Genomic DNA, 26821 nt, shown 5'->3' on the forward strand with positions numbered 1-26821 from the left:
ATAGCCACAGCTGTGCCAGATACAACAGTTTTCAACTAAATAAACTGGCATTTCGCATATGCCATGGAAATTTCTTGCGTTTTTATAGAAATATCATGCGAATATCCATCGAGACTTCGTCCCGATGGCACTGCTGCCGGCTTTGTCGGCGCCTTCGGCCCGCCCGTCCTCTACGCGACGCCCGGCATGCTAACGGATAGCTATAAAAATCAATCCCCTCCCATGAACTATGCGATGCAGGCCAACGAGGTCCAGCTCAGGCAACTGGACAAGGGCCATTACTGGCGCCTCGCAACATTGAATTATGTACATTTTTGCCTTTTTAGCATGTTAGAATGCGGCCGTGTAACATTAAGTAACGTATTGTACCGACCAACCGCAAGTTTGTTACATGCCCCTCCCAAAAAACACAGGGGGGACAGGAAGGATTTTTATGAAATTTTCTTTACGCTGCGGCGCTCTGTGCCTGCTGAGCACCGGCCTGCTCGCCAGCTCGGCGCTGAGCTTGGACGCCCGCGCCGGCGGCATTGCCGACCGCGCCAATCCAGCCAGCGCCGCGCTGAGGCCTGGCCCGGACAGCGCCGGCAAAACGCCACTCGTCAACGCCCAGAGAATGAGCGACCTGGTCAAAGAGCTGGCCGGCCCCAAATACGAAGGCCGCTTGCCGGGCACAGCGGGGGATAGCCTGTCACTCAACGTCATCGTCAACGAGTTCAAAGCCATAGGGCTGCTGCCTGCGGGCACCGACGGCTATCTGCAGCGCTTTAGCACCACCATCGTCGAGCCCGATGGCCAGAGCCATGGCAACCCCGAGAACCCACTATTGGGTGAGCGCATGGCCACCAGCAATGTGATCGGCATCATCCCGGGCAATGACCCGGACTTGGCCAGGGAGGTCATCATCATCAGTGCCCACCGCGACCACCTGGGCCGCACCCCGGACGGCTTGCACTACCCCGGCGCCAATGACGACTTGTCGGGCCTGGCGGCGACCATGGAACTGGCGCGCATGTTTGCACAACACAAGGCGAGCAACAAACTCAACAAACGCACCCTGATGTTTGTCGCCTATGGCGCGGAAGAACAGCATGAAATGGGCTCCATGTACCACGTCGCCCATCCCCTGCCCGACTTTCCCAATGAGAATATCGTCCTGATGATTTCCATCGACATGATCGGCTTGGGCTACGACAAGTGGCGCGGTTTTACGCAGGCCCAGTTGGCGCGTTATGCCGACACCTGGTTTGACGAGGTGTACAACGACAGCAAAGATGACAGCGATGAGTATTCCCATGAATACCCGCCTAGCAACGACGCGACGTTTCACTATGACGCCGGCCCCTTCGGCAAAATCGGCATCAACAACCGCGTGTTTGGCTTGGCGGAGGGCATTCCCAACTATCACAAAACCACCGACAGCTGGAACAACGTGCGCTTCGCCCCCGCCGCCATCGTCACCAAAACCATTTTTGATTTCTTGTGGAAAGTGGACCAGGACCCCAGGGAGCATGTCAAACCCTGACGGGCAAGCCCGGGCGTAATGTCGGTCAGGAAACGCTTGCGCAAAGCGCGGGGCGGCGGGCAACCACCGCGCACGGTAGGTGGGCGCCGGCGGCCCGATCAGCCCCAGCATCGCGCACCAGGTGCTGGCGCGCCTCCTGCTCGACGCGGAACGCGCCCCGCGATGGCAGCCGCCGGCCGAACCCACGCCGCTGTCGAGCCGCGAGCAGGAAGTGCTGACGTATACCAGCAAAGGCTTCACCGCGCAGGAAATCGCCCGGCTGATGGACTTGTCGCCTTTCACGGTGCGTAGTTTCGTGCGGCGCATCTACCGCAAGCTCGAAGTGCGGTCCAAGGCGGAAGCCATCTATGAGGCCCGCACCCGGGGTTTGCTGCCGGATTAACACCCGCGCCAGCGAGATCCCGGGCAGCGCCAAACGCCAAGCCGAGGTTGGATAGGCCGGGCGCTGTAGCGCGTTTGCGCTACAGACAAAACATTTTATCAATTTAATAATGGCCGCTCTGCCCCCACCCTCTCCGCTCACGCCCTGCAAGCAAGGCCGGGCTGAACGAGTGGGTTCCCCCACCACCACCCCGTGGAGTCAATTCAGATGAAAAAAGTCTTAGCGGCACTTTCCTTGTCCCTGCTGGCATTGTCCTCGGCGCACGCCGGCACGATCGCAGGGCTTTACAACACCGGCGCCGGCTCGTCCTTTACCACCGACGACAACTATCAACTGAAAGTCATCTCGGGCAGCACCGTCTTGCCCGGCGATCACCCCTACATCAGCGGGAACGGGTCGATTCGCGGCGAATGGCTGCCGAACAGCGGCGCATCGAAATGGATCACCCCCATGCCTTTGGGCAGCGCATCGCTGGACCCCGATGTGATCGGGATCTATTCCTATACCTTGCGTTTCAATGTGAGCGATGCGCAACTTGCCGGTGCCCGGTTCACCGGACGCATGGCCGCCGACAACCTGGTGTCCGCGTATTTGAACGGGCACCTCATCGGCACCGGGACCGGTTTCAGCAGCTGGTCGAACTTCGCGGCCAACAGCGGCTTTGTCAGCGGCATCAATACGGTGCAATTCCTGGTCATCAATGAGGCTGGCGGGGGCAACCCGAGCGGCTTGCGCGCGGAGTTCCTGTCCTCGATCACTGCGGTGCCGGAACCGGAAACGTATGCCATGCTGCTGGGCGGCTTGGCGCTGGTGGGATGCGCCGCGCGCCGCAGAAAGCAAGCATAAGCCTGCTTGAAAAACAAAAAAGCCCGGCCGGTTAAGGCTGGGCTTTTTGCTGTGTTCTGGCTCCCCGACCTGGACTCGAACCAGGGACCTGCGGATTAACAGTCCGTCGCTCTACCAACTGAGCTATCAGGGAATTGAGGCCGAATTATATCCGCTCAAAACGAAATTGGCGACCCTGCGGGGAATATTTCTTAAAAAATCCCGCACTCGGCGGGATTTTCTTGCCAGCAGTACCCTGCCCGACTTATTTGGCCGAATTCCTGCGGCGTGCAAGAAAACCAAACAAGCCCATGCCAGCCAGTAACATGCCGTAAGTCTCCGGCTCAGGCACTGCCGCCGTGACGGAAATATTGTCCAGCGCCGCGCCATAATAGGTGTTGGCAGGACTGCCGGAGAAATACAAGGTGCTCAGGGCCGAGGTGGCCACGAAGCTGAACGCCCGACTTTCCCAGCCCATGCTGCCGTGCGACTTGCCGGCCGCATCGAAGGTGAACGTATTGGAGCCGGTCACGCCTGCGGTGATGGTCTTGATGTTGCCGCCGCCGTCGGTGTTGCCCGCCATGTCGAAGCTGACGTTATAGGTCTGCCCCAGGACGGTGGCAAAGGCTTGCGAAATGGTCGCGGCGCTATTGCCATTCAGATCCAGGCTGTATTGGCCCAACGCCGGCGCCCAATACGTGTTGATCAGGTCGACACTGCCACTGTCGACGCTCCAGCCAGCCAAACCAGGTCCGGCGTTGATGGTCTGGAAGTTGCCGCTGAACGAGCTCGACTCGAAGCCGCCATTCGTGATCAGTTCGGCGGAGTGCGCCAACGGGGTCAACAAGGCAAAGGCGGCAATAGCGAAGCTGGTTTTGATCTTGAACATGACGGAACTCCTGACGGGTTGAAGGATGATGCCTTGAGTCGATTATCAAATGAAAGAAATTAAATGTCAACAAAGCACTAGATATTTGCTTTTGGAAATTTATATTTGCGTCGAAAAAGAGACAAAAAGCATGCAATATTTCCCGATGGAATTGCAATGCACATCTGTTCAGAGCAAGCTTGCCTGAATTGCCAGATTTTATTTGGGGAGGGGATTTGCAGGGGGCAAAAAAAATGACGCGATCAACGCGTCATTTTTTATCATTCTGGCTCCCCGACCTGGACTCGAACCAGGGACCTGCGGATTAACAGTCCGTCGCTCTACCAACTGAGCTATCAGGGAAAAGAGGCCGCATTATAGCTGCTCAAAACCAATTTTGCTCCCCCTTGCGCGAAAAATTTTCATGGCATCGTCGATTGACCACAAAAATTGGACAAGCAGCCGCGCCCCGCCCTCAAGCGGCGCGGCGCTGCATATTGGCCGCGCCGGCGGCGGGCTTGAAACGCCCCGGCGACGGCAGCGCGACCAGTCCGCCTGGCGTCGCGCCGGGCAGGTCGTCGTCCAGCATGCGCACCAGCGGCGCCAACACCACCCGCTCGTCCGGCGTCGAGGTCTGCAGGGCGAGATCGCGCGCGATGTCGCGCAGCCGCCATTGGATCTCCCGGCCGGCCACCTCGCGCTCGAACAGCAGCATGTCGTCGGCGCCAACGCCCAGGTCCGGCTCGGGCCGCACATACACGTCCAGGCCGGTGCTGATGAAGGCGCGGCGGATGTTGCGCACCCGCTCCATCGTCTTGTGCAATAGTTGCAGCGTGCTGGGCGACTTCGCCGCCGGCCCCACCATCAAGCCCTCGCCGACGTCGAGGATGGCCGCGATGCGCCAGAACAGGCGCTCCACGCCCTCGCCGCCCTGCGCGCGGACGGGATCGGCGCCCGCCTCCGGGGCCGCCATGCGCAGCGCGCCCGAGATGGCCGACAACAATTCGTGCGAATACTCGCCGGGAATGATCTTCAGGGCCAGCTCGGCGCGCTCCAGCGGATGGTCCTTCAACAGCAAGCCGGCGATCATCTCGGCCACCGCCACGGCCTGGCCCGGCGCGCTGATCTGGCTGCCGCCGATCTGCCGTGGGTAACCGCTGCCGTCGAAGCGCTCGTGGTGCTCGGCCACCGCCCGCCCGACCGCCGCCGGATAGGCGCCCAGTTCGTCGATCAGCATCTGCCCGATGCGCGGATGCACGACGATGTGCGACCACTCGTGCGGCAGCAGGCGCTTGCCGCGCGCCAGGTAGGCGGGCGCGATGTACAACTCGCCGACATCGTGCAGCATGCCCGCCAGGCCGGCCACCATCTGCTCCTGCTCGCTCAGGCGCAGCTTCTGCGCCATGCAGATCGACAGCAGACTGACCAGCACCGCGTGCTCCAGCGCGTGCGCGCCGCTGCGGTCGGCCACGGTCAGCATCATCCCGAGGGCGCTGCCGAACTCCAGCCGGGCCAGCTGCGCCAACACCGAGGCGCCGCCCTTGCCGCTGGCGCGCAGGATGTGGGCGACCGGCGGGCTGGTGTCGATGAGGCGGCTGGCGATGGCGACGATGGCCTTCGGCTCGACGCCGCCGCACACCCGCACGGAACTTTCGAACGGTTGGCGCAACTTGTGCAGGATCAGCTTTTCCTGCAGGACCCGGGTGACCTGGGTGCCCTTGGCCACCAGCTTCATGCCGCGCACGTCGAGAATGTCGACGATCACCTCCACCGCCATGATTTCGGCCACCGCCATCACCTTGTCCAGGTAATGTCTGTTGACGGGGGCGGCTTGTAGGGGTGACATGGGGTTCCTTCCGGGAGCGGCGCGGGGCCGAAAATTAACTCCCGGAATGATATCCATTAAATTACTTACGGGCAATATATATTACTACGTAGTAACTTAAACCACACTTACTGATCCGACCACCGCGCCAGCGAAAAATGCTACGTTCAGCCCTTACTTTGGGCTAGACTTGTCCGCACAGCCGCAATACGTTCCAAGGACAACTCAAGCAAGTTTACATGGGAGCCGCGCCATGTCGGATGCAATTAAAACGCCAGAACAGACCCGCAATGCTCGACTGGAAGCGCGCGTGCCGAGCGAGCAGAAAGCCCTCTTCCAGCGCGCCGCCGCGCTGGCCGGGCGGACGCTCAGCGAGTTCGTGATTGATAGCACGCAGCAGGCAGCGGCCAAAATCGTCCAAGAACACGAACTCATCCGCCTGTCGCGCGAGGAGCAGATTTCCTTTGTGACGGAATTGCTCAATCCGCCGGAGCCCGGCGTCCGCCTGCGTCAGGCAATCGAGAACTATCGACAAAAATCGAGGCTGTGATTGGCCCTCATCTTGACCCCTGAATACATTGTCCCTCTTCAAAAAGGACATGACCGCAGTGTCTTCGACTGCGGCAACGATGAACTCAATCGCTATCTGAAACGGCAGGCGCGGCAGGATGCCGAAAAATATGCGGCCGCACCTTTCGTTTTGATCGAAACAGACGCCCCCATCATCAGAGCCTATTACACACTCTCATGCTCCCAGCTTCCCTTGACAGAGTTGCCGGTGGAGTTGCGACAAACCATGAGCGGTAAACGAAAAAGGCCACGTTTTTCAACGTGGCCTTTTTACTTGTTCTGGCTCCCCGACCTGGACTCGAACCAGGGACCTGCGGATTAACAGTCCGTCGCTCTACCAACTGAGCTATCAGGGATTAGAGGCAACATTTTATACTGTTTCTTCCACATCATCAAGGTGCTGATGAAGCAATCCGATCCGTATTCCGTGCTGCCTTTTCGAATCGATCTTGCGATCAATCCGAAGAAGCAAGATCTTAAAGGACTTTGGCGATGGCGTCAATCACGATATCGATGTTGCGCGAATTTAATGCCGCCACGCAGATGCGGCCGGTGTCGACCGCGTAGATCGATTCGGCGCGCAGCTGCTCGACCTGGGCCTTGCTCAGGCCCGAGTAGGAGAACATGCCGATCTGGTCGCGCACAAAGGCGAAGTCGTGCGCCGGGGCTTTCTCTTGCAGCTTCTTGACGAAGGCGTCGCGCATTTCCTTGATGCGCACGCGCATGCCGGCCAGCTCCTCTTCCCACAACTGGCGCAGTTCCGGCGTGGTCAGCACGGTGGCGACCACCTTGCCGCCGTGCACCGGCGGGTTCGAGTAGTTGGTGCGCACCACGCGCTTGAGTTGCGACAGCAGGCGGCCGGCCTCTTCCGCGCTGGCGGCGACCACGCTGAGCGCGCCGACGCGCTCGCCGTACAGAGAGAACGACTTCGAGAACGAGTTGGAAATCAGCAATGGGCCACCGCTGGCGGCGAAGCGGCGCACCACGGCGCCGTCCTCGGCGATACCGGCGCCGAAGCCCTGGTAAGCCATGTCGAGGAAGGGCACCAGGCCGCCGGCGCCGACGGCGGCGATCACTTCGTCCCACTGCGCGCCGCTCAGGTCGGCGCCGGTCGGGTTGTGGCAGCAGGCGTGCAGCAGCACGATGGAGCCGCGCGGCATCGCCTTGAGGTCGGCCAGCATGCCGGCGAAATCGACGCCGTGCGTGACGGCATCATAGTAGGCGTAGTTGTTGACGACGAAGCCGGCGCTCTCGAACAGGGCGCGGTGGTTTTCCCAGCTCGGATCGCTGATGTAGACCTGGGCGCCCGGCGCGAAGCGCTGCAGGAAGTCGGCGCCGATCTTCAACGCGCCGGTGCCGCCGATGGCCTGCACCGTGACGGCGCGGCGCTCTTGAATCACGGCGCTGTCGGCACCAAATACCAGCTCCTGCACCGCCTTGTCGTAGGCCGCCAGACCCTCGATCGGCAGATAGGTGCGCGGCGCGGCCTGTTCGATCAGTATCGCTTCCGCCTTTTGCACGCACGCCAGCAGCGGCACTTTGCCGTTGTCGTCATAATAGACACCGACGCCAAGATTGATCTTGGCCGGATTCTGATCCGCGTTGAAGGCTTCGGTGATACCCAGGATAGGGTCGCGGGGGGCCATCTCGATGGCGCTGAACAGGCTGGCTGAAACGGAGGGGTTCGTCATGATAAGATTCGATTCGATTGGAGGCGGTTCGCGGCGGGTTGTGCGCAGTAGCCCTGAGTTACCGCGCCAGGGCCGTTGGCAGGCCAATATTTTAACAAAGGTCTGAGGATATGGCTGAGAACATGGCAGAATTACCAATAGTAGACAACTCCGCGCCCAACGTGGTTACATTCGAGAATTCCCCGTTCAAGCTGCACCAGCCCTTCCCGCCCGCCGGCGACCAGCCGACCGCGATCGCCCAGTTGTGCGAGGGTATCAGCGACGGCCTGTCCTACCAGACCCTGCTCGGCGTGACCGGCTCCGGCAAGACCTACACCATGGCCAACGTGATCGCCCGCATGGGCCGGCCGGCCATCGTCTTCGCGCCGAACAAGACCCTGGCGGCCCAGCTCTACAGCGAGTTCCGCGAGTTCTTCCCGGAGAACGCGGTCGAGTACTTCGTCAGCTACTACGACTACTACCAGCCCGAGGCCTACGTGCCGCAGCGCGACCTGTTCATCGAGAAGGACTCGTCGATCAACGAGCACATCGAGCAGATGCGCCTGTCCTGCACCAAGTCCCTGATGGAGCGGCGCGACGTCATCATCGTCGCCACCGTCTCGGCCATCTACGGTATCGGCAACCCGAAAGAGTACCACCAGATGATCCTGACCTTGCGCGCCAAGGACCGGGTCGCCCAGCGCGACATCATCGCCCGCCTGATCCAGATGCAATACACCCGCAACGAGGTCGACTTCGGCCGCGGCACCTTCCGCGTGCGCGGCGACACCATCGACATCTTCCCGGCCGAGCACGCCGAGCTGGCGGTGCGCCTGGAGATGTTCGACGACGAGCTCGAATCGATCCAGCTGTTCGACCCGCTGACCGGCCGCGTCAAGCAGAAGATTCCCCGCTTCACCGTCTACCCCGGCTCGCACTACGTCACGCCCCGTTCGACGGTGCTGCGCGCCATCGAGACCATCAAGGACGAGCTGCGCGAGCGGCTCGAATTCTTCCGCCGCGACACCAAGCTGATCGAGGAGCAACGCATCGAGCAGCGCACCCGCTTCGACCTGGAGATGATGGCCGAGATCGGCTTCACCAAGGGCATCGAGAACTATTCGCGCCACCTGTCCGGCGCGCTGCCGGGCGAGCCGCCGCCGACCCTGATCGACTACCTGCCGCCCGACGCCCTGATGTTCCTCGACGAGTCGCACGTGCTGATCGGCCAATTGAGCGCGATGTACAACGGCGACCGCTCGCGCAAGACCAACCTGGTCGACTACGGCTTCCGCCTGCCGTCGGCGCTGGACAACCGGCCGCTCAAGTTCGAGGAGTTCCAGGCCAAGATGCGCCAGACCGTGTTCGTCTCGGCCACCCCGGCCGACTACGAGAACAGCCACGCCGACCAGGTGGTCGAGCAGGTGGTGCGGCCGACCGGCCTGGTCGACCCGATGATCATCGTGCGGCCGGCCAGCAGCCAGGTCGACGACCTGATGTCGGAGATCCACGACCGCATCGCCAAGAACGAACGGGTGCTGGTGACCACGCTGACCAAGCGCATGTCCGAGCAGCTCACCGAGTACCTGGGCGACCATGGCATCAAGGTGCGCTACCTGCACAGCGACATCGAAACGGTGGAGCGGGTCGAAATCCTGCGCGACCTGCGCATCGGCACCTTCGACGTGCTGGTCGGCATCAACCTGCTGCGCGAGGGCCTCGACCTGCCCGAGGTGTCGCTGGTGGCCATCCTCGACGCCGACAAGGAGGGCTTCCTGCGCTCCGAGCGCTCGCTGATCCAGACCATCGGCCGCGCCGCGCGCAACCTGAACGGCGTGGCGATCCTGTACGGCGACCGCGTCACCGACTCGATGCGCCGCGCCATCGACGAGACCGAACGGCGCCGCAACAAGCAGATCGCCTTCAATGCCGCCAACGGCATCGTGCCGCGCGGCGTCACCAAGGTGATCCGCGACCTGATCGACGGCGTCTACAGCCCGCAGGATGCGCGCGAGGAACGCGAGGTGGCGCAGGAACAGGCCAAGTACGAAGCGATGAGCGAGAAGCAGATCAGCAAGGAGATCAAACGGCTGGAAAAGGCCATGCTCGACCACGCCAAGAACCTGGAGTTCGAGAAGGCCGCGCAGGTGCGCGACCAGTTGCACGTGCTCAAGCAGCAGCTGTTCGGCGCGCCCGGCGCCGACAACCTGGCCGCCATCGCCGCACCTTAAGCGCCCCCCTCAAAACCCGTCGTCGTTCCCGCGCAGGCCCCGTCGTCGTTCCCGCGCAGGCGGGAACCTATGCTGAGCCAATGGGCATACGGGGTATGGACTGCCGCCTGCGCGGCGGTCCGCCGACGCGGAACGCCAGGGCGCGCTACAGGGACTTGATGAACTCGCGAATGCCGCCCAGCAGCATCTCGACCGACATCGCCGTCAGAATCAAGCCCATCAGCCGTTCGAAGGCCGTCATCACCTGCGGGCCAAGCACCTTCTGCAGCCGCTCGGCGCCGAGGAACACCGCCAGCCACACCACCAGCACGGCGGTCAGCGCGGCGACGTGCACCAGGATCTCGCCGGTGCTCTCGCGCGAGAACAGCAACACCGTGGCCAGCGCCGACGGCCCGGCCAGCGCCGGAATGGCCAGCGGCACAATGAAGGGCTCGCCGCCATCGGTCTTGCCGAGCACGCCGTCGGGATGCGGGAAGATCATGCGTATGGCGATCAGCAACAGGATCACGGCGCCGCCGATGCGCAGCGACACCTCGGACAATTGCAGCGCGGTCAGGAAATGCCGGCCGAAGAACATAAAGGTCAGCAGCAAGACGAAGGCGATCATGCACTCGCGGATCACGATGCGCGGCCGGCGCGCCAGCGGCACCGGGTTGAGCACGCTGGCGAACAAGGGCACGTTGCCGAAGGGATCGGTCACCAGCAGCAACAGGATAAAGGTCTGGAAGAAATTCTGGGTCATTGCGGGCCTGGTCTGAAATAGTGGACGACGACGATGACGCCATTTCCACAATGTTACTACAGAGCAGCCTATTTCCTCAAAAATCAACCCTCCTCCGGCAAGCCCGCCCGGCCCTCAAAAACGATACTGCAAGCTCAGGTTGACGCCGAAGCGCTCGTCGGGAATGCCACCCAGCGAGGCGGGCGGCGACGGCAGGCGGTTGTCGCGGTCGAACAAGTTGCGCAGCTGTAAAGATGCGCTCAACTGTGGCGAGAGCAGCTTGCTCAGCGTCACATCGGTGCGCGCATAGGGGCGCAACCGTTGCGCCGGAAAACCCTCGGTGGTCGGCACGTCGTCGGTCGCCGCCTGCCAGCGCTGGCTCACATACAGCTGGCAGGAGGGATCGAACACGGCGCGGCCGACGGCGACGCTGAACATCGTGGTGGGAAACAAATTGTAGGTGGCACCGCTACGCGAATTGCGGCTGCGCACGTAGGAGCCGGCCGCGTCGAGCAGCCAGCCGCCGCCCTGCCAGTGCAGGCTGGCACTGGCGCCGTAGGCGTCGTTGCGCTCGACGTTGAGATATTGCGACAGCTTGTTGGGCGCCAGCAACATGGCGGCGATGCCGTCGCGCCAGAGTGTGCGGAACAGCGTCAACTGCAGCAGCGAGTCGGCGCGCTGGCGCAGCGCCACCAGCTCGTAGCTGTCGATGACCTCCGGTTTCAAGGACGCGTTGCCCAGCACGCTGCCCTGGGCGCCGCCCAGCTCCACCGCCGACGGCGCGCGGAAAGCCTGGCCGTACAGCAGCTTGATGGCGCTGTCGTCCTGCGGCCGGTAGACCAGCCCCAGGCGTGGCGAAACGTGGCGGCCGAAGTCGGAATAGTCGTCCAGCCGGCCGCCATAGACCAAGCCCCAGCGCCGCTCGGCCCAGTGGGTGTTGACCTCCAGCGTGGCGCTGTGGACGCGGCGCCGCGCCCCCTCGGCCGGATTGCGCACCTCGTCCAGCGGCGCGCCGGCCAAGGTGGCCAGGCCGGCGCGGGCGCGGTTGACGCCGAGCCACTCGTCGCCCAGGGCCAGCGCCCAGTCGGTGCGCCAGGGCCGGTACTCGGCGCGATAGGTGGCTTGCCAGCCGCCGCGAAACTGCTCGGTGCGCAGGTCGCGCCGCACCGCTCCGCTGGCGAGTCGCAAATGGCTGGCCAGGTCGTTGTCGATGCGCCAGTAATACGCCTTCCATTCCAGCCAGCCACCACGCTCCAGCTGGCGCCGCACGCCGGCCTGGCCCAGCAGGAAGCGGCTGTCCAGCCAGCCCAGGTCGTCGCCGCCGGACAGCCGCGTGCCCAGTCCCTGGAAGGCGTCGGCCGTATCGTGGTGCAGCGCCAGGTTGGCGAACCAGGACAGCGGCCGCTCCGGCTCGGACAAATACTTCAGCGACAACGTCTGCGTGGCATAACGGTTGGCCCGCACCACCACGAGCGGCTGGCCGTTGAGCGGATTGACGGCGCGGGCGATCCGGTCTTGCCCCGGTTGGCCGTTGGCGGCCAGCGCCAGGTTGACGCGGCCGGCCTGCTCCAGGCCTTGGCTCAGCTGCAGCGCCGCGTCGTAATAACCGTTGCTGCCGGCCGTGCCGCGCAGGCTGCGCTGGTCGGACGCCGCCTCGTAACCGCGCAGCGCCACCAGGGCGTGGAAGGCGTCGCTGCCGTACAGCGCCGAGCCGGGGCCGGCGATCAGCTGGATCTGGCTCAGCGCCCCCAGGCTGATGTTGGGCAGGTTGAATTGCGGCGCGGCGCGGAACAGGTCGCTCAACGGCACCCCGTCCCAGCTGCTGGCCACCCCGGTGTAGGAGGTGCTGCGGGCATAGCCGCGCACCGCCAGCACCTGGTTGCCGCTGGTGTGCGGCAGGACCAACACGCCGGGCTGGCCCTCCAGCGCGTCGAGCAGGCGGTGGGCGCCGGCCCGTTGCCACTGTTCCGGCAGCACCACGCTCACCGACGAGGCGGCATCGAGCAGGCCGGTGCCCAGCAGCGAGGCGGCGCTGACGTCGATCGCGCCCAACTCCTCCAGCGACAGCTCGGTCAAATCGTTACCGCCGTGTTCGACGGCGCGGGCCGGGCCGGCCGGCAGCAGCAGCGCCGCCGACAAGCAGACAGCGCCGGCGGCGGGCCAGCAGATGCGGCACGACGCGCAAGGGCGCCCATGGGACGGACTCATCGAGACGGTCATGGGCGTCAAACCCTGCATGCTCTTCTCCCGGAGTGAAGCGGCGCCGACCATCTCCCGATGGACGCCAAGCCATTGTATTCCCCGGAATGGCTTTATTAGCAACACAAGCCAAAATTACAACAACAGCGCCACAACGCGCCTGTCCTTTCGAGGTTTTCCTCTATGGACAAAGAAGCAGGCCCGTCCTATCCTGCCTCATTACAAAATTCACAAGAAGAGACGACAGACATGACGAAATCCGCACAATTCCTGCTCGCCCTCGCCTGCGCCGGCCTGGCCGCCTGCGGCGGCGGCTACGACGCCGGGCCGGCCGCCGGCCTGCCCGCCTCAACGGCGCCCGGCACGCCGTCCGCGCTGACGGCGGGCAAGAGCATCATCCTCAACGCCGGCCAAACCGTCATGGTGCCGGCCGGCACGGTGGTGCGCGGCACCAACAACACCGTCATCACCGTCAACGGCCACCTCAACACGGTGCGCACCACGCCGGGCGCCACCGTGACGGTGCCGGCCGACGCCAGCGGCGCCGCCGACAACACGGTGATCGCCGGCTGAGGCCGGGTCGGCGCCGCCAAGCCCTCCCCCGGCAATAAAAAAGCGACCCGAAGGTCGCTTTTTTGTTGCTTGAGCCAGCTTACGCCGCGCTCTCGCCCTTCTTGATCCAGGCCGCCAACTGGTGCGGACGGATGCCGTCGTAGTCTTCGAACGGCTGGTGAATCCACGGATTGTGCGGCAGTTCTTCCATCTGGTAGTCCGGCTTGAACACCGAGCTGCCCTTGGTCCAGATCACCGCCGAACGCACCTCGGTGACGCCTTCGAAGTTGTCGGTCAAATGCTTCATCACCTTGACCAGGGTCACGCCCGAGTCGGCCAGGTCGTCGACCAGCAGGATCCTGCCTTGCAGCGGGCCCTTGGTCATCGTCATGTACTTGGCGATGTCGAGGTCGCCGCGCACGGTGCCGGCTTCTTCGCGGTAGGAGCTGGTCGACAGGATCGCCAGCGGCACGTCGAAGATGCGCGAGAACACGTCGCCCGGACGCACGCCGCCGCGCGCCAGGCACAGCACCTGGTCAAATTTCCAACCCGATTCGTGCACCTTCAACGCCAGACGCTCGATCAGGCGGTGGTACTCGTCCCAGGACACCCAGAGATGTTTTTCGTTGGTTTGTGGGTTCGTCATGCTGATGTTTCCTTTATTACTGAATTACTCGAACGGGTGGCGCAGCACGATCGTTTCTTCGCGATCGGGACCGGTCGATACCATGTCGACCGGCACGCCGACCAACTCTTCGATACGTTTGATGTAGGCGCGGGCGGCGGCCGGCAGCGCGGCGAGCGATTTCGCGCCGACGGTGCTGTCGGTCCAACCCGGCATTTCCTCATAGATCGGCACGCAACGCGCCGCTTCCTCGGCGCCGGCCGGGAAGATGTCGACATGCTTGCCGTCGACGCTGTAGCCGGTGCACAGCTTGAGCGTTTCCAGGCCGTCGAGCACGTCGAGCTTGGTCAGGCACATGCCGGTCACGCCGTTGATCTGCACCGAGCGGCGCAGCAGGGCGGCGTCGAACCAGCCGCAGCGGCGGGCGCGGCCCGTCACGGTGCCGAATTCGTGGCCGACCTGGGCCAGGTGGTGGCCGACGCCCGCATCGGTCGGCAGTTCCGACGGGAACGGGCCGGAGCCGACGCGGGTGGTGTAGGCCTTGGTGATGCCCAGGATGTAGTGCAGCATGTTCGGGCCGACGCCGGAACCGGCGGCGGCGTTGCCGGCCACACAGTTCGACGAGGTGACGAAGGGATAGGTGCCGTGGTCGACGTCGAGCAGCGAGCCCTGGGCGCCTTCGAACAGCAGGTTGGCGCCGGCCTTGTGGGCGGCGTACAGCGCGCTCGACACGTCGGTGACCATCGGCCGCAGGCGCGGCACGTAGGCCAGCGCGTCGTCCAGGGTTTTCTGGTAGTCGACCTTGGGTGCCTTCAGGTAGTTTTCCAGCACGAAGTTGTGGTAATCGAGGTTCTCCGCCAGTTTCTCGGCGAAGCGCTTCTCGTTGAGCAGGTCGGCGATGCGGATCGCGCGGCGCGCCACCTTGTCTTCGTAGGCCGGGCCGATGCCCTTGCCGGTGGTGCCGATCTTGGCGGCGCCACGGGCCGCTTCACGGGCCGCGTCGAGCGCGGTGTGGTAAGGCAGGATGACCGGCGAGGCTTCCGACACCTTCAGGCGCGAAGCGACTTCGACGCCGACGCCTTCGAGCTTGTCGATCTCGCGCAGCACGTCGGGCACCGACACCACCACACCGTTGCCGATGTAGCAGGCCACGCCCGGACGCATGATGCCCGACGGGATCAGTTGCAGCGCCGTCTTGACACCGCCGATGACCAGCGTGTGGCCGGCATTGTGGCCGCCCTGGAAGCGCACCACACCTTGCGCATGATCGGTCAACCAATCGACGATCTTGCCCTTACCTTCATCGCCCCATTGGGTACCGATGACGACGACGTTTTTAGCCATATTTTTCTTTGACATCACACTAACCTAAGTTTTTAAGAATCCAGTTATTACCATTGTCGGCGAGTACCAGCGCGCGGTCGCACTCGAACTCGTCTTGCTCGTTGCTGTGACCCGGCAGAGACTGGATCACCACTTCGCCGGACTTGCGCAGCTCGGCGATTTTTTCTTTCAATTCCGGCGCATTGCCCCACGGCGCGCGGATCGAATGCTTGCGCTCCGCGGTCGGCAGCAGGCGCGCCAGTTCGCGCAGGTCGAGCGAGAAGCCGGTGGCGGGACGGGCCCGGCCGAAGGCTTCGCCCACGTGATCGTAACGGCCGCCGCGCGCCACCGCGTTGGGCAGGCCGGGCACGTACAGCGCGAACATCGCGCCGCTTTCGTATTGGTAGCCGCGCAGGTCGGCCAGGTCGATCGCCACTTCGGCGCGGCCGATGGCCGAGGCCGCCAACGCGGCCAGCTCGGCCAGCGCCTTGCCGATGCCGGGCAACTCGGGCAGCTCGGCGCGGGCGCGCGCCAGCACTTCGACGTCGCCGTACAGGTTGGGCAGGGCCAGCAGCGCGGCGCGCACCGGCGCCGCGTAGCGCGCGGTCAGCCGGTCGAGGCCGGGCACGTCCTTGGCGCGCAGCAGCAGGTACAACGCGGCCTCGTCCTTGGCGGCGGCCGGGTCGGCGCCGATGATGGCGCGCAGCACGCCGACGTGCGACAGGTCGAGGCGCACCTCGTCGAAGCCGGCCAGGGCCAGCGAGGCCAGCGCCAGTTCCTGGATCTCGGCGTCGGCTTCGAGGCCGGCGTGGCCGTAGATCTCGGCGCCGATCTGCAGCGGCTCGCGGGTGGCGTGCAGGCCCGACGGACGGGTGTGCAGCACGCTGCCGGCGTAGCACAGGCGGGTGACGGAATCGCGGTTGAGCAGGTGGGCGTCGATGCGCGCCACCTGGGTGGTCATGTCGGCGCGCAGGCCGAGCATGCGGCCAGAAATCTGGTCGACCAGTTTGAAGGTACGCAGATCGGTGTCCTGGCCGGCGCCGGTCAACAGCGACTCCAGGTATTCGAGCAGCGGCGGCATCACTAGTTCATATCCGTACAGACGGAAATTATCCAGCATCAGGCGACGCAGTTCTTCGATCTTGCGTGCTTCCGACGGCAAAACGTCGGCGATATTCTCGGGCAAAAGCCAATTCGGCATGGGGAAACTGGATACGGAAAAGGATTAAAAAATGAACATGAGGCGCGTGGCCGCGACCGTCAAGCGGAAGGCCGAACCTGATATTTTACGCGAAAACGGAAAGCGAATGGATAAATTCGCGTGGGGAGCCGGCAAAAAGCCGCGGGCCGGCGGCGTCAGCGGCGGCTTTCTCGTGGAAAACCGCGCTGCCGCCCCGGCCCGCGGGGGCTTACTTTTTGACCGGAGCGGCGCCGCCGGCGGCGCCGGAACCTTTGAAGTACTTGAAGAAGTCGGAGCTCGAATCCATCACCATCACGTCGCCATGGTTCTTGAACGTCGCGCGGTAGGCTTCCAGACTACGGTAGAACTTGTAGAACTCGGGGTTCTTGCCGAACGCCTCGGCATAGGTCTGCGAGGCCTTGGCGTCGCCCTCGCCGCGGATGTTCTCGGCGTCGCGGTAGGCCTCGGCCAGGATCACCGTGCGCTGCTTGTCGGCGTCGGCGCGGATCTTCTCGGAGTCGGCCGAACCGGTCGAGCGCAGCTCGTTGGCCACGCGCACGCGCTCGGCCTTCATGCGGTCGTACACCGAGTTGTTGATCTGCTCGACGTAGTCGACCCGCTTGAGGCGCACGTCGATGATCTCGACGCCGATCTGCTTGGCTTCCAGCACGACCTTGCCGCGGATCGCCTCCATCACCTTGCCGCGCTGGCCGGAGATCACTTCGCGCACGGTGCGCTTGGTGATCTCGTCGTTCAGCGCCGCCTTGACGATCTGCGACATGCGGTCGCGCGCCCGGCTCTCGTCGCCGCCGAAGCTGACGAAGTACAGCTTGGGCTCGACGATATGCCATTTGACGAAGGCGTCGACCAGGATGTTCATCTTCTCGGCCGTGATGAAGCGGTCGGCCTCGGGCGACTCGATGGTCATGATGCGCTTGTCCAGGTACAGCACGTTCTGGAACGGCGGCGGCAGCTTGAAGTGCAGGCCCGGCTGGCTGATCACTTCCTTGACCTCGCCCAAGGCGAAGACGATGGCGTAGCGGCGCTGGTCGACCACGAACACGGTCGAGGACAGCAGCATCAAGGCGATGAAGCCGGCGATCAGGGTGGTGACTATACGATTCATTAACGGCTCTCCCGATCACGTGAGGATTCGCGCGCCCGACCGTCGCGCGAACGCGACATCTCGACCGTCGGCATCAGCTCCGGCGGCAACACGCCGGTCGCGGCGGGTGCGGCGGCGGCGGCCTTGGCCGAGGCGCTGGCGGCGTCGCTGGCGGCGGCCTGGGCGATCAATTTGTCCAGCGGCAGGTACAGCAGGTTGCTGCCCGACTTGGCGTCGACCATCACCTTGCTGGCGCTGGAGAAGATCTGCTGCATGGTTTCCAGGTACATGCGGTCGCGCGTCACGGCCGGCGCCTTTTGGTACTCGGCCAGCACCTGCTTGAAGCGGTTGGCGTTGCCGACCGCGTTCTCGGTGACCATCGAACGGTAGGCTTCGGCCTCCTGCACCAGGCGGAAGGCGGCGCCGCGCGCTTTTGGAATCACGTCGTTGGCGTAGGCCTGGCCTTCGTTCTTCTGCCGCTCGCGGTCCTGGCCGGCCTTGACGGCGTCGTCGAAGGCGGTCTGCACCTGCTCGGGCGGTTGCACGCCCTGCATGGTGACGTTGGTGATCTGCGCGCCGGAGGCGTAGCGGTCGAGGATCTGCTGCATCAGCTGCTGCGTTTCGAAGGCGACCTTTTCGCGGCCCTCGTAAAGCACGAAGTCCATCTTGCTCTTGCCGACGATCTCGCGGATCGAGGTCTCGGCGACCTGGCGCACGGTTTCCTCGGCGTCGCGGTTGTTGATCAGCCAGGACACCGGGTCCTTCAGCTTGAACTGGACGGCGAACTGGATGTCGATGATGTTCTCGTCGTCGGTCAGCATCAGCGATTCGCGCGCCTGCTTGTTCTTGATGTTCGAGCGATAGCCGACCTCGACCGTGCGCACCTGCGACACGTTGACCGTCTCGTCGTGCTGGAAGGGGTAGGGCCAACGCCAGTTGAAGCCGGCCGGCGTGGTGTGGCTGACCTTGCCGAAGGTGAACACCACCCCGGTCTGGCCTTCCTGCACGATGAACGAGCCGCTGGCCAGCCAGATCAGCGCGGCCACCGCGCCGACGGCGCCGGCGGTGATGCCCGCGCCCTTCATGTCGGGACGTCCGCCGCCACCGCCGCCGGAGTTGTCCGGACGGTTCTTCTGGCCGAACAGGCCGTTCAGGCGCTGGTTGAAATCGCGCCACAGCTGATCCAGGTCGGGAGGTCCCTCGCCTGGCTTCTTGCCTTCTTGGGCTTGCTTGTTGCCGTCCTTGTTGCCCGAACCCCAACGCGGGTCGTTCAGCGACAGCTTCAAGCCGATTCTTTTCATGAGAGAGGAGACAAGCATGCTAATGTGATCCGACATGAGTGAAGGTTGGAATACTATCCGGCCCGCCAGCGTCGTCAGCCTGGTCCGGGTCGCGCTGGTCCGTCAAATCCTGGTCCTGCTGATCCTGCTGATCCTGCTGGTCCTGCCAGTCCTGCCACTCGCGTTGCAGGTCCGCGCCGTCGCCGTCGGCATACAGGTGCTGGGCGGCGGGCGCCTTCCTGGCCGATTCGACGATGGCGTCGCGCAGCAAATCCAGGCCGGCGCCGGTGTGGGCGCTGATGAAGACGCGCGACAGGCCGCCCTCCTCGTTGCGCTCGACCAGCGGTTCGAGGCCGGCGGCGTCGATCTTGTTCCACACCAAAATCTGCGGAATGTGATCGGCGCCGATTTCCTTGAGCACCAGGTTGACCTGCTCGATCTGCTCCATGCGCACCGGCGACGCGGCGTCGACCACGTGCAGCAGCAGATCGGCGTGGATGGTTTCCTCCAGCGTGGCGCGGAAAGCCGCCACCAGCTGGTGCGGCAATTCGCGCACGAAGCCGACCGTGTCGGAGATCACCACGTTGCCCACTTCCTGGCCCATGTAGACGCGGCGCGAGGTGGTGTCGAGCGTGGCGAACAACTGGTCGGCGACGTACACGCCGGCCTTGGTCACCGCGTTGAACAGGGTCGACTTGCCGGCATTGGTATAGCCGACCAGCGACACCGAGAAGGTCTGGTTGCGGCCACGGGCGCGGCGCTGCGTCTCGTGCTGCTTGCGCAGCTTGTCGAGACGGGCGCGCAGCGCCTTGACGCGCTCGCCGATCAAGCGGCGGTCGGTCTCCAGCTGGGTTTCACCGGGACCGCGCAGGCCGATACCGCCCTTTTGCCGTTCCAGGTGGGTCCAGCCGCGGATCAGCCGGGTGGCCAGATGCTGCAACTGGGCCAGCTCGACCTGCAGCTTGCCCTCGTGGCTCTTGGCGCGTTGCGCGAAGATGTCGAGGATCAGGCTGGTGCGGTCGAGCACGCGGATGTTCAGGCGCTTTTCCAGATTGCGCTGCTGGGCCGGCGACAGGGCGTGGTTGAAGATGACGATCTCGACGCCATGGTCGAGCACGGTGAGGCCGATTTCGTCGGCCTTGCCGCTGCCGACGAAATACGCGGCGTCGGGACTGGAGCGCTTGGCCGTGATGGTCGTGACCGGATCGGCCCCGGCCGAGCGGGCCAGCAACTGCAGTTCCTCGACGCTGGCGGCGAAGTCGCCTTGACCGAAGTCGACGCCGACTAGAGCTGCGCGCATAAGGCGTTCAGACGGGAGGCTGGGAGGCGGTGGAGCGAATGGCGCAATCGCTTATTCCGCTTCGGATTCGATGTTGAGGTTGACGGCGCGGGCCGGCACCACGGTCGAAATGGCGTGTTTGTAGACCATCTGGGTGACGGTGTTACGCAGCAGAACGACGTATTGGTCGAAGGATTCGATATGTCCCTGCAGCTTGATGCCGTTGACCAGGTAGATCGAGACAGGAACATGCTCTTTGCGCAAGGCATTGAGGAATGGGTCTTGTAACAGTTGCCCTTTGTTGCTCATAACAGCTCCGTTTTATGTTGTTGTGTAGGAATTGGAGGCGATTCGCTCGATTTCAAGTGCTTCCTAGTGCAGAAACACCACCCTCCCACCGGGAGAGTGATGCTTTGAGGCTACTGTAACCTGTTTTCGCCATCTTTGCAGGGCGCACCTGCATAAATCATATTATTTCTGCGTTTTATTGAATGGATTCTTACCGGTGCGCAATTCGATCCGCAGCGGCGTGCCGACCAGGGCGAAGGTGTCGCGGAAGTGCTTTTCCAGGTAGCGCTTGTAGGGCTCGCCGACGGCGTCCAGGGCGTTGCCGTGGATGACGATGACGGGCGGGTTCATGCCGCCCTGGTGGGCGTAGCGCAGCTTGGGTCGGATCGAACCCTTGCGGCGCGGCTCCTGCTTCTCCACCGCCTCGATCAGCGCGCGCGTCAGCTTCGGCGTCGACAGGTCGGCCATGGCCGCCGCGTAGGCGGCGTCGAGCGATTTCATCAGCGGACCGATGCCCTGCGACTTCAGCGCCGAGATGAAGTGCGTCTTGGCGAAGGAGAGGAAATCGAGCTTGCGGTCGATGTCGATCTTGATCTCGTCGCGTTCGTCCGAGCGCAGGCCGTCCCACTTGTTGACGGCCACCACCAGCGCGCGGCCGGTCTCCAGCACGAAGCCGGCGATGTGGGCATCCTGCTCGGAGATGTCCTGCTGCGCGTCGAGCAGCAGCACGACCACGTTGGCCTCGGAGATCGACTGCAGCGTCTTGACCACCGAGAATTTCTCGATCGCCTCGAACACCTTGCCGCGCCGGCGGATACCGGCCGTGTCGATCAGGGTGTACTGCTTGCCCTCGCGCTCGAAGGGGATCTCGATCGAATCGCGGGTGGTGCCCGGCATGTCGAAGGCGATCACGCGCTCTTCGCCGAGCAGGGTGTTGATCAGGGTCGACTTGCCGACGTTGGGACGGCCGACCAGGGCGATCTTGATGCCGCGGTCGACCTTCTCCAGCTCCTCCGGCTCGTCCGGACGCTGGGCGAAGGCCAGGTTGAGCGCCTCGTCGACCAGGTCGGTGACGCCGTCGCCGTGGGCCGACGAGATGGCGTAGGGGTCGCCCAGGCCGAGCTCGTAGAACTCCGACACCACGGCGGTGTAGCGCATGCCCTCCGACTTGTTGACCACCAACAGCACCGGCCTGCCGCTCTTGCGCAGGAAGTCGGTGATGGTCTTGTCGTGCGGCGTCAGGCCTTGGCGGCCGTCGACCAGGAAGACGACGACGTCGGCCTCGGCGACGGCCTGCTTGGTCTGCAGCGCCATCTGGAACATGATGCCTTCCTTGGCGACCGGCTCGAAGCCGCCCGTGTCGATGACGAGGAAGGGACGTTCGCCGACACGGCCCTCGCCATAGTGACGATCACGCGTCAACCCAGGCAAGTCCGCCACCAGCGCGTCGCGCGAGCGGGTCAGACGATTGAATAAGGTCGATTTCCCAACATTGGGTCGACCCACTAGTGCGATTACCGGCTTCATTTTGTATTACTCGACCGCGAGAGCGGTCACTGTCCCTGATTGGGTTTGAAAAATCAAATTCGTGCCGGCGATGACGGGTACCGATTGGATCGGGCTGCCGTCGGTGCTGACGCGACCTATTAAAGCTCCATCTTCCCGTGACAGGAAGTGGATGTAACCCTGGTAGTCGCCGAGCGCGACTGCGCGACCGTACGACAGCGGGGTAGACAAGCGGCGCAGGGCCAGCTTGTCGTTTTTCCATGCGCTCTGCCCGCCTTCGCGGCTGTAGGCGGAGACGGCGCCCTTGTCGTCGGCGACGAAGACAAAGCGCTGATCGACGGCCACGCCGGTGTCCGACGAGGTGTCCTTGGTCCAGCGCGCCACGCCGGTGGCGGCGTCGAAGCAGCCGACCCGGCCCTGGTAGGAGACCACGCAAACGTCTTTTTCAAACACCACCGGCGTGCCGGCGATGTCGGTGACGCGTTCCAGTTCGGTCGCGCCGCGCGGCTCGCCGACCACCACCTCAAAGCGCGGCACGCCGGCCGCCAGCGTCAAGGCCAGCAGCTTGCCGCCCGGCTGGGCGACATAGACGTTGGCGCCGTCGACCACCATGCCCGGCGCGTTGCGCAGGGTCAGGGCCGGCGTGGTGCGCTGCACCGACCAGCGCCGCACGCCGGTCTGGGCCTCGTAGGCGGTGATGCGGTTGTCGACGCTGCGCACGACCACCACGCCGCCGCCCACCACCGGCGAGGACAGCACCTCGCTCGACGCCTGCGCCTTCCACAAGGCCTTGCCGCCGCCGTCGAAGGCCAGGATGGCGCCCTTGACGCCGCCGACCGCGACCACCTTGCCGTCGCTGCCGACACCGGCGGTCAGGTCGACGCCGGCCTTGATGCGCCATTGTTCCTTGCCGCTCGCCGCGTCGAGGCGCGCGATGGCTCCGTCGGCGTCGGCGACGAACAGGCTGTCGCCGGCCAGCGCCGGCGAGAACACCGCCACGCCGGCCTTGCCGACCGAGTATTTCCACGCCGTGCGCACGGCGATGCTGGACTTGAGCTCGACCAGCGGCGCCGGTTGGGTCTTCGGATCCTTGGTCGCGAACGGATTGAGCGAACCGCAACCCGCCGTCAACGCCAGCAGGCCTGCACCAACAACTATTCCGGTAATACGCATAAATTTAACCTTGTTCTTGACTTGGATTACGCGGCGGCCTTGTCGGCCGGCACGCTGCCGCCGATGGCTTCGAACTTCAACTCGATCAGGCGGCGGCCCGGGTTCTTCTTGTCGATCGCGGCCAGCGCGGCCTGGTAGGCGGCGCGCGCCTCGACCAGCTTGTTCTGCGCCACCAGGATGTCGCCCTTGCGGTCGGCCACGGCACCGGCGAACTGCGCCGTCGTGTCGCCGGCCAGCACCTTCAGCGCCTCGTCGTAGGCTTTCTCGTCGAGCAGCACGCCGGCCAGACGCAGCTTGGCGACCGCCTTGATCTCTTCCTCGCCGTGCTCGGCGGCCCATTGCAGCTGGGCCTTGGCGACCTTCATGTCGCCCGCCTCGAAGGCGCTCTTGGCCGCCGTCAGCGCGCTCATCGGCGCGTAGGCGGTGCCGGCGAAGCGGCTCTGCATGTCGCCGGCGGCGCGCTGCACCTTGGCGTTGTCCTTGCCCTGCATGGCGTGCTGCACCTCGTCGTACAAGGCCGAGGCCTGGCTCGCCTGCTTGCCCTGGTAGTAGTTCCAGCCGGTCCAGCCCGAGTAGGCGGCCATGCCCGCGATCAGCACCCAGGAAGTCAGGTTGCCATACTGGTTCCACCACGCTTTAAGGGTCGCCAGTTGTTCTTGTTCTTCGAGATCGTATGCCATGAGTATTGGTCAGGTAAAGGTTAGTGGATCGTGCTTGGGTTAAAACGACTGCGGAACTACGGGACTGCCGGACTGCCTAGTGCTTGCAGTGCTCGTCGTGCACATGATAGTGGTGGTTGTCGCCGCCGGTGATCTGGTCGACCAGGAAGTCGACCACGTCGTCGAACGGCACGGTCGATTGCTGCTGCTCGCCTTCGGCCGCGCGCATCGCCTTGACGCTGGCCGAGTGGTTGTTCACCTCGTCCTCGCCGAGGATGACGGCGAAGGCGGCGCCGCTGCCGTCGGCCTTCTTCATCTGCGTCTTGAAACTGCCCGGACCGTTGGCGGTCGAGGCGTGCATCACCACGTCGAGGCCGGCGTCGCGGATGCGCTCGCCCAGCACGAAGGCCTGCAACTGGGCCTGCTCGCCCTGGTGCACCAGGTAGACGTCGCATTGGTTCGGCTGGTCCGGCTCGCCGGCCGCCTTCATCAACTCGATCAGGCGCTCGATGCCCATGGCGAAGCCGACGGCGGGCGTCGGTTTGCCGCCGAACATCTGGATCAGCGGATCGTAGCGGCCGCCGGCGCACACCGTGCCCTGGGCGCCCAGCTCGTCGGTGACCCACTCGAACACGGTGCGGTTGTAGTAGTCGATGCCGCGCACCAGGCGCGGGTTGATCACGTACGGGATGTTGTTGTGGTCGAGGATCTTGCGCACGCCGTTGAAGTGGGCCAGCGACTCCTCGCCCAGGTAGTCGAGCAGCTTGGGCGCGCCGTTGACCATCTCCTGCATGGTCGGATTCTTGGTGTCGAGGATGCGCAGCGGATTGGTGTGCAGGCGGCGCTTGGCCTCGGCGTCGAGCAGCGCTTCGTGCGATTCCAGGTAGGCGATCAGGTCGACGCGGTGGCGCGCGCGCTCCTCGGCGTCGCCGATCGAGTTCAGCTCCAGGCGGATGTTTTCCAGGCCCAGGTCGTCCCACAGGCGGCGGCACAGCATGATCATTTCGGCGTCGATGTCCGGGCCGTTGAAGCCGACGGCCTCGCAGCCGAACTGGAAGAACTGGCGATAGCGGCCGCGCTGCGGCTTCTCATGGCGGAACATCGGGCCGGTGTACCACAGGCGCTTCGGACCCTCGTAGACCAGGTTGTGCTCCAACACGGCGCGCACCACGCCGGCGGTGCCCTCGGGACGCAGGGTCAGCTGGTCGCCGTTCATCGCATCGGTGAAGGAATACATCTCCTTCTCGACGATGTCGGTGACGGCGCCGATGGCGCGCGCGAACAGCGCCGTGTTCTCGACGATGGGCGTGCGGATCTGCTGGAAGCCGTAGCTCTGCACCACCGACTGGGCGGTGTTCTGGAACAGCTCCCACAGGTGGGCGTCGCCCGGCAGGACGTCGTTCATGCCTTTGACGGCGACAATCTTCTCGGCTTTTTTGGTTTCGGACATAGCGTTCTCTTCTGTTCTTTTTATGCGGTGACGGTCTTGCTGTAATTGGCTTGCACGTAGTTCAGCACGATCGCCTGGAATTCCTCGACGATGCGCTCGCCGCGCAGGGTGGCGAATTTCTGGCCGTCGACGAACACCGGCGCGGCCGGCGACTCGCCGGTGCCGGGCAGGCTGATGCCGATGTTGGCGTGCTTCGATTCGCCGGGGCCGTTGACGATGCAACCCATGACGGCCACATTCATCGCCTCGACGCCCGGATAGCTCTTCTTCCACTCCGGCATCTGTTCGCGCAGATAGGTCTGGATGTTGTCGGCCAGCTCCTGGAAGGTGGTCGAGGTGGTGCGGCCGCAACCCGGGCAGGCGATCACCATCGGGGTGAACTTGCGCAGGCCCATGGTCTGCAGGATCTCCTGGCCGACCACCACCTCCTTGCAGCGGTCGCCGCCCGGCTCGGGCGTCAACGAAATGCGGATGGTGTCGCCGATGCCCTCTTGCAGCAGCACCGACAGCGCCGCCGTCGAGGCGACGATGCCCTTGCTGCCCATGCCGGCCTCGGTCAGGCCCAGGTGCAGCGGATAGTCGCAGCGGCGGGCCAGTTCGCGGTAGACGGCGATCAGGTCTTGCACGCCGGAAACCTTGCACGACAGGATGATCTTGTCGCGGCCCAGGCCCAGTTCCTCGGCCCGCACGGCGTTCTCGATGGCCGAGGTGATCAGCGCCTCGTACATGACGGCCTGGGCGCTCCACGGCTCGGCGCGGCCGGCGTTCTCGTCCATGATGCGGGCCAGCAGCGCCTGGTCCAGGCTGCCCCAGTTGACGCCGATGCGCACCGGCTTGTCGTGGCGCGCCGCCACTTCGATCATTTGAGCGAACTGGCTGTCCCGTTTGGCGCCCTTGCCGACGTTGCCCGGGTTGATGCGGTACTTCGACAGCGCGCGGGCGCAGTCGGGATAGTCGTTCAGCAGGGTGTGGCCGTTGTAGTGGAAGTCGCCGACCAGCGGCACGTCGACGCCCATCTTGTCGAGCTGCTCGCGGATGTAGGGCACGGCGGCGGCGGCCTCGGGCCGGTCCACCGTCAGGCGCACCAGCTCGGAACCGGCGCGGGCCAGCTCCTTGATCTGGATCGCCGTGCCGACGGCGTCGGCCGTGTCGGTGTTGGTCATCGACTGCACCACCACGGGCGCGTCGCCGCCCACCCAGATCTGGCGGGCGCCGTGGGCCACCAGCACGCGGCGGCTGGCGCGGCGGTTGGACGGTCCGGAAGGGATGGCTGTATGCGTAGAAGACATAATCTTGGCTTAGGGCTTACTTGATGTTGACGCGGGAGATGGTGCCGCCGGCCACCGGCGGCAAGGCCAGCGGCGTGCCGCCCAGCGTCGCTTCGACGGCGGAGGGCTTGCCGACGATCAGCAAGGCCGGGTCCTTGATGTCGAAGGTCTCGGTGTTGCCGGCCTTGACCAGGCGCGCGATCAGCGCGGTGGCGCCGGGACGGCGGATCTCGACCCAGGAGTCCTGGTTGACCTTCAGCACCAGCGCGCTGGAGCTGGCGGCGGCCGGCGGCGGCGGCGCGGCGGCAACGGCGGCGGCG

Annotated in this window: 23 protein-coding genes, 3 tRNA genes and 1 pseudogene; 6 read left to right on the forward strand and 21 right to left on the reverse strand. The window is 64.4% G+C overall.

The genetic code is table 11. The features are described 5' to 3' along the window. Positions 1-433: 433 nt before the first annotated feature. The 3 genes and pseudogenes from H7U20_RS11430 to H7U20_RS11440 all read left to right on the forward strand — a co-directional run bounded on the left by H7U20_RS11430 (position 434) and on the right by H7U20_RS11440 (position 2750). Positions 434-1522, forward strand: coding sequence for a M28 family metallopeptidase (locus H7U20_RS11430; protein ID WP_199759272.1), 1089 nt, complete (start codon positions 434-436; stop codon positions 1520-1522). A gap of 88 nt (positions 1523-1610) precedes the next feature. Continuing rightward, positions 1611-1904 (forward strand): annotated as a pseudogene (locus H7U20_RS11435) (response regulator transcription factor); the annotation flags it as partial. A gap of 207 nt (positions 1905-2111) precedes the next feature. Further along, positions 2112-2750: a PEPxxWA-CTERM sorting domain-containing protein gene (locus H7U20_RS11440; RefSeq protein ID WP_199759274.1), complete on the forward strand. Its 639-nt coding sequence runs from the start codon at positions 2112-2114 to the stop codon at positions 2748-2750. Between the two features lie 57 nt (positions 2751-2807). Here the strand turns inward: H7U20_RS11440 and H7U20_RS11445 are convergent. From H7U20_RS11445 to H7U20_RS11460, 4 genes are all read right to left on the reverse strand, one after another. After that, a tRNA-Asn gene (locus H7U20_RS11445) sits at positions 2808-2883 on the reverse strand. Positions 2884-2994: 111 nt separating this feature from the next. Next, positions 2995-3618, reverse strand: a complete 624-nt coding sequence (locus H7U20_RS30215) for a choice-of-anchor C family PEP-CTERM protein (protein WP_233410681.1) — start codon at positions 3616-3618, stop codon at positions 2995-2997. A 266-nt stretch (positions 3619-3884) separates the two neighbouring features. Beyond that, positions 3885-3960, reverse strand: a tRNA-Asn gene (locus tag H7U20_RS11455). A gap of 112 nt (positions 3961-4072) precedes the next feature. Beyond that, positions 4073-5443 carry an HD-GYP domain-containing protein gene (locus H7U20_RS11460; protein ID WP_199759275.1) on the reverse strand — a complete coding sequence of 457 codons (1371 nt, stop codon included), beginning with the start codon at positions 5441-5443 and terminating at the stop codon, positions 4073-4075. Positions 5444-5675: 232 nt separating this feature from the next. On the opposite strand from H7U20_RS11460, the gene H7U20_RS11465 reads away from it, so the two are divergent. Next, a complete protein-coding gene (locus tag H7U20_RS11465) occupies positions 5676-5972 on the forward strand; it encodes a type II toxin-antitoxin system TacA family antitoxin (RefSeq protein WP_199759276.1) in 297 nt (98 codons plus the stop codon). A 300-nt stretch (positions 5973-6272) separates the two neighbouring features. Here the strand turns inward: H7U20_RS11465 and H7U20_RS11470 are convergent. Further along, positions 6273-6348, reverse strand: a tRNA-Asn gene (locus tag H7U20_RS11470). Positions 6349-6468: 120 nt separating this feature from the next. After that, positions 6469-7683, reverse strand: a complete 1215-nt coding sequence (locus H7U20_RS11475) for an amino acid aminotransferase (protein WP_199759277.1) — start codon at positions 7681-7683, stop codon at positions 6469-6471. A 122-nt stretch (positions 7684-7805) separates the two neighbouring features. Here H7U20_RS11475 and uvrB point away from each other — a divergent pair, with 122 nt between their 5' ends. Continuing rightward, on the forward strand, positions 7806-9893 hold the full coding sequence (gene uvrB, locus H7U20_RS11480) for an excinuclease ABC subunit UvrB (protein ID WP_233410682.1): 2088 nt from the start codon (positions 7806-7808) through the stop codon (positions 9891-9893). Positions 9894-10038: 145 nt separating this feature from the next. Here uvrB and H7U20_RS11485 read toward each other — a convergent pair whose 3' ends face one another. Together H7U20_RS11485 and H7U20_RS11490 are read right to left on the reverse strand one after the other, a co-directional pair. Then, entirely contained in the window at positions 10039-10635 is a 597-nt protein-coding gene (locus H7U20_RS11485) for a MarC family protein (RefSeq protein WP_199759278.1), read from the reverse strand. A gap of 114 nt (positions 10636-10749) precedes the next feature. After that, entirely contained in the window at positions 10750-12753 is a 2004-nt protein-coding gene (locus H7U20_RS11490) for a TonB-dependent receptor plug domain-containing protein (protein ID WP_233410683.1), read from the reverse strand. Positions 12754-13062: 309 nt separating this feature from the next. Here H7U20_RS11490 and H7U20_RS11495 point away from each other — a divergent pair, with 309 nt between their 5' ends. Beyond that, positions 13063-13386: a hypothetical protein gene (locus H7U20_RS11495; RefSeq protein ID WP_199759280.1), complete on the forward strand. Its 324-nt coding sequence runs from the start codon at positions 13063-13065 to the stop codon at positions 13384-13386. Positions 13387-13465: 79 nt separating this feature from the next. On the opposite strand, the gene H7U20_RS11500 is transcribed toward H7U20_RS11495, so the two are convergent. The 13 genes from H7U20_RS11500 to H7U20_RS11560 form a co-directional block, all read right to left on the reverse strand. Then, a complete protein-coding gene (locus H7U20_RS11500) occupies positions 13466-14011 on the reverse strand; it encodes a phosphoribosyltransferase (protein ID WP_199759281.1) in 546 nt (181 codons plus the stop codon). A gap of 24 nt (positions 14012-14035) precedes the next feature. After that, complete coding sequence (locus tag H7U20_RS11505) at positions 14036-15349, reverse strand: adenylosuccinate synthase (RefSeq protein WP_199759282.1); 1314 nt, start codon at positions 15347-15349, stop codon at positions 14036-14038. 4 nt (positions 15350-15353) lie between these two features. Continuing rightward, positions 15354-16514: an ATP phosphoribosyltransferase regulatory subunit gene (locus tag H7U20_RS11510; RefSeq protein ID WP_199759283.1), complete on the reverse strand. Its 1161-nt coding sequence runs from the start codon at positions 16512-16514 to the stop codon at positions 15354-15356. 208 nt (positions 16515-16722) lie between these two features. Beyond that, positions 16723-17619, reverse strand: a complete 897-nt coding sequence (hflC, locus tag H7U20_RS11515) for a protease modulator HflC (protein WP_199759284.1) — start codon at positions 17617-17619, stop codon at positions 16723-16725. Beyond that, the gene (gene hflK / locus H7U20_RS11520; RefSeq protein WP_199759285.1) at positions 17619-18917 is read right to left on the reverse strand and encodes an FtsH protease activity modulator HflK; all 1299 of its coding nucleotides are present in this window, start codon (positions 18915-18917) and stop codon (positions 17619-17621) included. Before hflK ends, hflC begins: the two co-directional genes overlap by 1 nt. Position 18918: 1 nt before the next feature. Then, complete coding sequence (hflX, locus tag H7U20_RS11525; RefSeq protein ID WP_199759286.1) at positions 18919-20178, reverse strand: GTPase HflX; 1260 nt, start codon at positions 20176-20178, stop codon at positions 18919-18921. A 51-nt stretch (positions 20179-20229) separates the two neighbouring features. Then, positions 20230-20466 (reverse strand): RNA chaperone Hfq, encoded by a 237-nt coding sequence (hfq, locus tag H7U20_RS11530; RefSeq protein ID WP_008450615.1) that lies wholly within the window; start codon positions 20464-20466, stop codon positions 20230-20232. A 162-nt stretch (positions 20467-20628) separates the two neighbouring features. Then, positions 20629-21972, reverse strand: coding sequence for a ribosome biogenesis GTPase Der (gene der / locus H7U20_RS11535; RefSeq protein WP_199759287.1), 1344 nt, complete (start codon positions 21970-21972; stop codon positions 20629-20631). Positions 21973-21978: 6 nt separating this feature from the next. Then, complete coding sequence (bamB, locus tag H7U20_RS11540; RefSeq protein ID WP_199759288.1) at positions 21979-23124, reverse strand: outer membrane protein assembly factor BamB; 1146 nt, start codon at positions 23122-23124, stop codon at positions 21979-21981. A gap of 26 nt (positions 23125-23150) precedes the next feature. Then, the gene (locus H7U20_RS11545) at positions 23151-23804 is read right to left on the reverse strand and encodes a YfgM family protein (RefSeq protein ID WP_199759289.1); all 654 of its coding nucleotides are present in this window, start codon (positions 23802-23804) and stop codon (positions 23151-23153) included. Between the two features lie 76 nt (positions 23805-23880). After that, on the reverse strand, positions 23881-25233 hold the full coding sequence (hisS, locus tag H7U20_RS11550) for a histidine--tRNA ligase (RefSeq protein WP_199759290.1): 1353 nt from the start codon (positions 25231-25233) through the stop codon (positions 23881-23883). Positions 25234-25253: 20 nt separating this feature from the next. After that, positions 25254-26522: a flavodoxin-dependent (E)-4-hydroxy-3-methylbut-2-enyl-diphosphate synthase gene (gene ispG / locus H7U20_RS11555; RefSeq protein WP_199759291.1), complete on the reverse strand. Its 1269-nt coding sequence runs from the start codon at positions 26520-26522 to the stop codon at positions 25254-25256. Positions 26523-26538: 16 nt separating this feature from the next. Then, on the reverse strand, positions 26539-26821 hold a 283-nt coding region (locus H7U20_RS11560), incomplete at its 5' end, for a DUF4115 domain-containing protein (protein ID WP_199759292.1).

Origin of the sequence: Rugamonas violacea (genome assembly GCF_016461825.1) — a bacterium.
In the GTDB taxonomy this organism is placed as follows: Bacteria; Pseudomonadota; Gammaproteobacteria; order Burkholderiales; family Burkholderiaceae_D; genus Rugamonas.